This is a genomic window from Noviherbaspirillum sp. Root189 (genome assembly GCF_001428545.1).
GTDB lineage: Bacteria > Pseudomonadota > Gammaproteobacteria > Burkholderiales > Burkholderiaceae_D > Noviherbaspirillum.
On sequence record NZ_LMHZ01000029.1, the window covers coordinates 39,183 to 46,902 of the forward strand.

The following is a 7,720-nucleotide window of genomic DNA, read 5'->3' on the forward strand; positions in this document are numbered from 1 at the left end:
GTGTCATGAGTTTTTCCGGCTTCGCGGTGCAGTTGCTGAATGGTTTGGCGGGAGCGTCTTCCCTGTTTCTCGTTGCGGCCGGCCTGTCGCTAATCTTTGGCGTGACGCGCATCGTGAACTTTGCGCATGGTTCGTTTTACATGCTGGGCATTTATATCGCCTATACGCTCGTCGAGCGTCTCGGCGGCAGCCTGGGTTTCTGGCCCTCGCTTTTGCTCGCGGCGCTTGCCGTCGGCATCCTTGGCGCGTTGGTGGAAATGATCTTGCTGCGGCGGATTTATCATGCGCCCGAATTGTTTCAGTTACTCGCCACATTTGCGCTGGTCCTTGTCATCAAGGATGCGGCCCTGTGGTTCTGGGGCCCGGATGAACTGCTCGGCCCACGCGCGCCGGGCCTGAAAGGGGCGGTGGAAATTTTCGGTAGACAGTTCCCCACGTATGACTTGTTCCTCATTGTGATCGGCCCGGTCGTGCTCGGACTGCTCTGGCTGCTGCTGACGCGTACCCGATGGGGCACGCTAGTGCGCGCGGCGACGCAGGACCGCGAGATGGTCAGCGCTCTTGGGGTCAATGAAGCCTGGCTGTTCACCAGTGTCTTTGCGCTTGGGGCGATGCTCGCAGGCCTGGGCGGGGCATTGCAATTACCGCGTGAACCGGCCAACCTTGAAATGGACCTCGTTACCATCGGCGCTGCTTTCGTCGTCGTTGTGGTGGGTGGCATGGGTTCGATTACGGGTGCCTATGTTGCGGCTCTCCTGATTGCCGAGTTGAAAGCAATTTGCATCTGGCTCGGGCTGGTCGACATATTCGGCATCAGCGTGTCTTTCTCCAAGCTGACACTGGTTGTAGAGTTCCTTGTCATGGCAGTCGTGCTGGTCGCACGCCCCAGTGGCTTGTTGGGACGACCGCAGGCGCCGACGCGCAACGCGGGCATCGTGGAAGCACCATTGCGCGCAGCGAGGCCATCGTATAAGTTCGGTGTCATCGCGCTGATTGCAGTGCTGGCCGTGGTCCCATTGGTGATGCGCGACTCGCCTTATGTCACGGTACTTGCCATTGACCTGATGGTCGCAGCCCTATTTGCCACCGGCCTGCACTTCATCATGGGCCCTGCGGGCATGCATTCATTCGGTCACGCGGCCTACTTCGGACTTGGCGCCTATGGCGCAGCCTTGCTGGTGCGTACTGCAGGATTGCCGATGGAGGCCGCACTTGTCCTTGCCCCTCTCGTTGCGGCGCTTGGTGCATTGCTGTTCGGCTGGTTTTGTGTGCGGTTGTCTGGCGTCTACCTTGCGATGCTGACACTCGCATTCGCGCAGATTACCTGGGCGATCACTTACCAATGGGACACCGTCACCGGCGGAAGCAATGGACTGACCGGCGTCTGGCCCGCAACATGGTTGTCAGACAAAACCGCGTATTACTATCTGACCCTCGTGATCGTCGCAGGCGGCGTATTGCTGCTGTGGCGCATCCTGTATTCACCGTTTGGCTATGCGATGCGTGCCAGCCGCGACTCTGCCTTGCGTGCGGACGCAATCGGCATCAACGTCAAGCACATCCAATGGACAGCCTTCATTCTCGCCGGCACGGCAGCCGGTGCGGCGGGGGCGCTCTATGCATTCTCAAAAGGCAGTATCTCGCCTGAATCACTGTATGTCGGCAAATCGGTCGACGGTATCGTCATGGTGATGCTGGGCGGCATACAGACACTGATCGGTCCGGTAGTCGGCGCAGTCACTTTCAACTGGTTGCATGACACGGTGGCGCGCAATACCGATTACTGGCGCGCGATGCTGGGCGGTATCATACTTCTGCTGGTGTTACTCTTCCCGCAGGGGATCGCGGGCTTTGCCCGGCAACTGTTCGACCGCAAGCGCGAAGCCAAGGAGGCACATTGATGAGCCTGATGACAGTAAGTAATCTCGGGAAGTCCTTTGGCGGCGTGAAGGCGGTGGATGGCATCAGTTTTGAACTGCATGCCGGCGAATTGCTCGCCCTGATCGGTCCCAACGGCGCAGGAAAATCGACAACCTTTAACATGGTGAACGGTCAGCTGAAGGCTGATGCCGGCTCCATCCTGTTTGACGGCAAGGAACTGGTCGGACTCAAGCCACGTGAGATATGGCGTCTCAGTGTCAGCCGCACCTTTCAGATTGCGGAAACCTTTGCCTCGCTGACCGTGGTCGAAAACGTGCAGATGGCGTTGCTGTCTGCTGACGGCAAGCTGTTTTCAATGTGGCGTAAAGCCGCGGCCTACAAACGCGACCAGGCGCTCGATCTGCTGGAGCAGGTTGGCATGAAGGCACAGGCCGATCGCCCGTGCAGCGTACTTGCCTACGGCGATGTCAAACGCGTGGAGCTGGCGATCGCCATGGCGAACCAGCCCAAACTGCTGTTGATGGACGAGCCTACCGCAGGCATGGCTCCCAAGGAGCGCAATGAACTAATGGCGCTGACCAAAAAGCTGGTAACCGAGCGCAATATGGCGGTGCTGTTTACCGAGCACAGTATGGATGTGGTCTTTGCCTATGCCGACCGGATGATCGTGCTGGCACGGGGACGTCTGATTGCCGAGGGCAAGCCGGATGAAATTCGCGATGATCCTAAAGTTCAGGAAGTCTACTTTGGCACCGGCAAGACTTTCGAAAAGCTGAAATTGTCCAGGGAGGTGGCGTAATGCAGGCGGTTGTCGAAAACCCGGTGCGAACTCCGTCCAATGGCGTTGTGGGCGAGGCGCTTCTCAGCGTAAAGGCGCTCAACGCCTGGTACGGCGCAGCGCAGATCCTGTTCAATGTCGATCTTGATGTGCGCCGTGGCGAAGTCGTCGCGTTGATGGGACGCAATGGCGCTGGCAAATCAACCTCGCTCAAGGCCATCATGGGGCTGATACCCAAGCGGAGAGGGCAGCTCAGCTTCATGGGGCATGATATTACCACTGCGGAGCCGCATGAGACGGCGGTTCGCGGTCTTGGATTCGTGCCGGAAGACCGCCGCGTGTTTACCGATCTCACCGTGATGGAAAACCTCGATGTCGGACGTCAGCCTAAACGGACCTGGCCCGATGGCACGCCTGCGCCCTTATGGACGCCGGAGCGCCTGTTCAAGCTTTTTCCGAACCTCGGCGAAATGCCCAACCGTCCCGGCGGTCGCATGAGCGGCGGCGAACAACAGATGCTGACGGTCGCGCGTACGTTAATGGGCAATCCCTACCTTGTGCTCCTTGATGAGCCATCCGAAGGCGTGGCGCCGGTCATCGTCGAACAAATGGCGCAGATGATCCTGGAACTCAAAGCCGAAGGCGTCAGTATCCTGCTCTCCGAACAGAATATGCATTTCGCGGAGCTCGTGTCGGACCGCGCCTATGTATTGGAAAAGGGGCAGATCCGGTTCGACGGAACGATGGACGAACTTGCGTCCAATGAGGCGGTGCGGCAGGCTTACCTCAGCGTCTGAGGAGTCGGCCTATGAGCATCAAGCCGCCACCAATCCCGCTGTACGTCAATGGCAAGGATTACGCCCTCGATGTGCCCGGAGATGCGCCGCTGCTTTACATCCTTCGCAACGACCTCGAACTCAACGGCCCCAAGTACGGCTGTGGCCTGGGGCAGTGTGGCGCATGCACGGTGCTGATCGATGGCAGGCCAGCACGCTCCTGCGTGATCCCGGTGAAAGGCGTGGCGGGTCGACGCGTGACAACGCTGGAAGGACTTGGCCGCAAGGGTGCTCTGCACGTCGTCCAGCGCGCATTCATTGAAGAACAGGCAGCCCAGTGCGGCTACTGCCTCAACGGGATGATCATGGCCACAGTTGCACTTTTGCGGATTAATCCAAATCCGGATGATGAACAGATCAGGGACGCTTTGTCGCACAACTTATGCCGGTGCGGAACACATGTTGAGATCATGCAGGCGGTCCATCGTGCGGCAAAACTGATGACCGAAACCATGGAGGAGTCCGAATGACGCGGCGCGCAGACCTGCCGAAGACCAGGCGCGATTTCCACGATGCGACCGGCGTATTACTCGTTACCCGCGATCCGCCGCCACCGCCGCCGCCAGTCAAGGGTCAACCAGCCGCCGTCCCCGGTAATCCCGCCGAAGGCGTCGAAATTCTGGTCGCCGTGTGGGACGATGGCAGTGTCACCGCATTGAACGGCCACGTCGACCTCGGTACCGGCATCCGCACCGCCTTGTCACAGATCGTTGCGGAAGAACTCGATATCCGGCTCGACTGCGTGAACATGGTTCTCGGCGACACGACACGCGCGCCGAATCAGGGAGCCACAATCGCCAGTGCATCGCTGCAGATTCACGCCGTGCCGTTGCGCGCAGCCGCCGCGCAGGCGCGCGCATGGTTGCTGTCGCGGGCTGCAGAACGACTCGGCGTGACGTCGCAGCAGCTGACTGTTCACAAGGGCATTGTTGCCGTCGATGGTATGCGGGAAAGGTCTGTCGCCTATGCCGACCTGGTGGCAGGCGAGCATGTCGAGTTGCGCCTTGATCTCAACACCCCGGTCAAATCGCCGACGGACTATCGCCTGGTGGGCCAGAGCATGCCCCGCGTCGACATTCCCGACAAAGCCACCGGTGAACTGACTTATGTGCATGACCTCCGTGTGCCGGGCATGTTGCATGGTCGCGTGATCCGGCCGCCGTATGCGGGCGCCGATCATGGCGATTTCATTGGCAATACGCTTGAATCCGTCGATGAACATTCGATCGCGCATATTCCCGGCATCGCCGGTGTCGTGGTGATCGGTGATTTCGTCGGCGTGGTTGCCGCGCGCGAGGAGCACGCGGAACAGGCGATGCGTGAGCTTGTCGTCAAGTGGAAAAACTTCCCGGCGCTGCCCGCGTTGGACGACGTAGCTGCCGCAATCCGGGCCAATCCTTCGACAAGCCGTGTCGTCGCCAATCAGGGTGACGTCGATGCAGGCTTGGAAGCCGCAGCCAAACGCATCGATAGAACGTACCTCTGGCCGTACCAGCTACATGGATCCATCGGTCCTTCCTGCGCCGTGGCTGACTGGCGCCAGGACCGCATGACAGTATGGGCCGGTTCACAGAATCCACATGTGCTGCGCGCCGACCTTGCCAAACTGATGGATTTGCCGGACACCGCCATCGACGTGATTCGCATGGAAGCCGCCGGTTGCTATGGCCGCAACTGCGCGGATGACGTGGCTGCCGATGCCGCGTTGCTGTCACGCGCGGTGGGCAATCCGGTCCGCGTCCAACTGACGCGCGCGCAGGAGCATCAGTGGGAGCCAAAAGGCGCGGCGCAGCTAATGGAAGTGCGCGGCGGCCTGGATGCCGACGGCGGCGTTGCCGCTTACGATTTCCAGACTTCGTACCCGTCCAACGGCGCGGTGACATTGGCCCTCCTATTAACCGGCAAGGTCGCACCGGGGCCCATCGCCTATGAAATGGGTGACCGTACGTCGGTGCCTCCCTATGACTACAAGAACTTGCGTGTCACGATCAATGACATGGCGCCGATCCTGCGCGCATCCTGGCTACGTGGCGTGTCGGCCTTGCCGAACTCTTTTGCGCATGAGAGCTACATTGATGAACTGGCGACCGAAGCTGGCGTCGATCCGGTCGAGTTCCGGCTGCGTTACCTGAAGGATGACAGGGCCGCCGAACTGGTCAAGGCCACCGCTGAACGTGCAGGTTGGGTGTCGCATACCATGCCGCAACAGCAAGAAGCCGACGGCGATTTCCTGAAAGGGCAGGGTTTTGCTTATGCCCGTTATGTGCATAGCAAGTTTCCTGGTTTCGGCGCGGCATGGTCCGCATGGGTGGCTGATGTGGAAGTCAACCGCAATACCGGTGAAGTCCATGTGCGTCGCGTCGTAGTCGGTCATGACGCCGGCCTGATGGTTAACCCGGCCGGCGTGAAACATCAGATTCACGGCAACGTGGTGCAGACGACCAGCCGCGCGCTGAAGGAAAAGGTGCAGGTCGAGCCACAGACCAACACCGTTGTGAATCGGGAATGGGGCAGTTATCCCATCCTCAACTTCCGCGAAGTACCGGTTATCGATGTGATGATGATGCCTCGACCCGACCAGCCTCCTCTAGGCGCGGGAGAGTCGTCATCCGTTCCCGGTACCGCGGCGATAGCCAATGCAATTTTCGATGCTACCGGTGTGCGTTTTCGGGAGCCGCCTTTTACGCCGGAGGTGGTCAGGGCCGCGCTTGAGCCGCCGCAGCCTACACCCGCCACACCGCCGCGCACTCGACGCGCCTGGTGGGCACTACCCGGCGCACTGATTGCCGGCACTGCCGGGCTGATCGCCGCGATGGCAGGCTGGAAATCCAGCATTCCCGAAATTTCCAGGATCGATCCCGGGATCTATACGGCCAATGTCATCGAACGGGGCCGCTTGCTCGCCGCGGCGGGTGACTGCGCGGTCTGCCATACCGCGCCCGGCGGCATGCGGAATGCAGGCGGCCGTGCGATGGAGACACCGTTCGGGCAAATTTTTACGACCAATCTGACGCCGGACCCGGAAACCGGCATCGGTAAATGGTCATTCACGGCATTTCAGCGTGCGATGCGGGAAGGGATTTCGCGTGATGGACGGCATCTGTATCCGGCCTTCCCATACACGTCATTTACCAGGATGAACGACGACGACCTGATGGCGTTGTACGCTTATCTGATGACGCAGCCGTCCGTGCGCTCCGATGTACCCGAGTCGACACTGAAGTTTCCCTTTGGCTTTCGTCCTTTGATGAACGTCTGGAATGCGCTGTACCTGCAACCGGGTCCCGAAATCGCGGATGCATCCCGTTCACCGCAATGGAACCGGGGCGCTTACCTGGTCAATGGGGTTGGCCACTGTACGGCATGCCACAGCCCGCGCAATGCAATGGGCGCCGAGAAGTCCGGGCCAGATTTTCTGGCTGGCGCCATGATTGACGGTTGGGAAGCGCCGCCTCTCACGTCACGCACGCATGCGCCGGTACCGTGGACGGAAAAAGAACTTTATCGCTATCTGCGGCAGGGGCATACCGAGCATCATGGTGTAGCGGCGGGGCCGATGGCTCCAGTGGTCCGGGAGTTGTCGCAGCTCCCGGATGAGGATGTCCAGGCGATGGCGCATTACCTTGCTTCGTTCAACGCGCCAGTTTCACAGCAACAGGCCGAGATGGCGGCCGCGGAAGTCATCGTCAGCGCCAAGGCGCGCGCGGACCAGATCCGCAATGAAAGCAGCCGGCTGTTCTCATCTGCTTGCGGCAGTTGCCATCATGAAGGTAAAGGGTCGGTTCAGCTAGGCATGAACAAACCCCTTGCGCTCAATAGTAATCTGCACAGCAACACACCAGACAATCTGGTGCAGGTGATCCTGCATGGCATTCAGGAAACCGCGAGCGGAGAGATGGGATTCATGCCGGCATTCCGGGATAATCTCACTGATGCGCAAGTTGCACGGATCGCCGCTTACATGCGGCAGGTGTATGCGCCCGATAAACCGGCGTGGAGCCATATCGAGCAAACGGTTGCAAGGTTGCGCACTACGCCTCACGGCGGTCATTAACGATAAACCGCCGGTATGAAAACTGATAAACAAAAGGAAAACAACATGAGTGCATCGAAGGCAAAAGCCAGCTTTCACTGGGACGATCCGCTGCTCTTGGACCAGCAGCTGACGAACGACGAACGCATGGTGCGCGACGCCGCCAATGCGTATTGCCAGGACAAGCTGCAA

The 7,720-nt window shown here is 59.8% G+C and carries 5 protein-coding genes; all 5 read left to right on the forward strand.

Annotated elements, in window-relative coordinates; genetic code table 11:
* Positions 1 to 5 precede the first annotated feature (5 nt).
* From ASE07_RS17510 to ASE07_RS17530, 5 genes are read left to right on the forward strand one after another with little or no spacing between them, the layout of a single operon-like run.
* Entirely contained in the window at positions 6 to 1,901 is a 1,896-nt protein-coding gene (locus tag ASE07_RS17510; RefSeq protein ID WP_057292125.1) for an ABC transporter permease, read from the forward strand.
* Entirely contained in the window at positions 1,901 to 2,680 is a 780-nt protein-coding gene (locus ASE07_RS17515; protein WP_057292126.1) for an ABC transporter ATP-binding protein, read from the forward strand. The genes ASE07_RS17510 and ASE07_RS17515 overlap by 1 nt, the downstream gene beginning before the upstream one ends.
* A complete protein-coding gene (locus ASE07_RS17520; protein ID WP_057292127.1) occupies positions 2,680 to 3,456 on the forward strand; it encodes an ABC transporter ATP-binding protein in 777 nt (258 codons plus the stop codon). The genes ASE07_RS17515 and ASE07_RS17520 overlap by 1 nt, the downstream gene beginning before the upstream one ends.
* 11 nt (positions 3,457 to 3,467) lie before the next feature.
* Entirely contained in the window at positions 3,468 to 3,965 is a 498-nt protein-coding gene (locus ASE07_RS17525; RefSeq protein WP_057292128.1) for a (2Fe-2S)-binding protein, read from the forward strand.
* A complete protein-coding gene (locus ASE07_RS17530) occupies positions 3,962 to 7,549 on the forward strand; it encodes a molybdopterin cofactor-binding domain-containing protein (RefSeq protein WP_057292129.1) in 3,588 nt (1,195 codons plus the stop codon). The genes ASE07_RS17525 and ASE07_RS17530 overlap by 4 nt, the downstream gene beginning before the upstream one ends.
* Positions 7,550 to 7,720: the final 171 nt, after the last annotated feature.

What these genes read in the sequence shown, in the direction of transcription:
- ASE07_RS17510 (WP_057292125.1), top strand. Translation starts at nt 6, where the DNA reads ATGAGTTTTTCCGGCTTCGCGGTGCAGTTGCTGAATGGTTTGGCGGGA.
- ASE07_RS17515 (WP_057292126.1), top strand. Translation starts at nt 1,901, where the DNA reads ATGAGCCTGATGACAGTAAGTAATCTCGGGAAGTCCTTTGGCGGCGTG.
- ASE07_RS17520 (WP_057292127.1), top strand. Translation starts at nt 2,680, where the DNA reads ATGCAGGCGGTTGTCGAAAACCCGGTGCGAACTCCGTCCAATGGCGTT.
- ASE07_RS17525 (WP_057292128.1), top strand. Translation starts at nt 3,468, where the DNA reads ATGAGCATCAAGCCGCCACCAATCCCGCTGTACGTCAATGGCAAGGAT.
- ASE07_RS17530 (WP_057292129.1), top strand. Translation starts at nt 3,962, where the DNA reads ATGACGCGGCGCGCAGACCTGCCGAAGACCAGGCGCGATTTCCACGAT.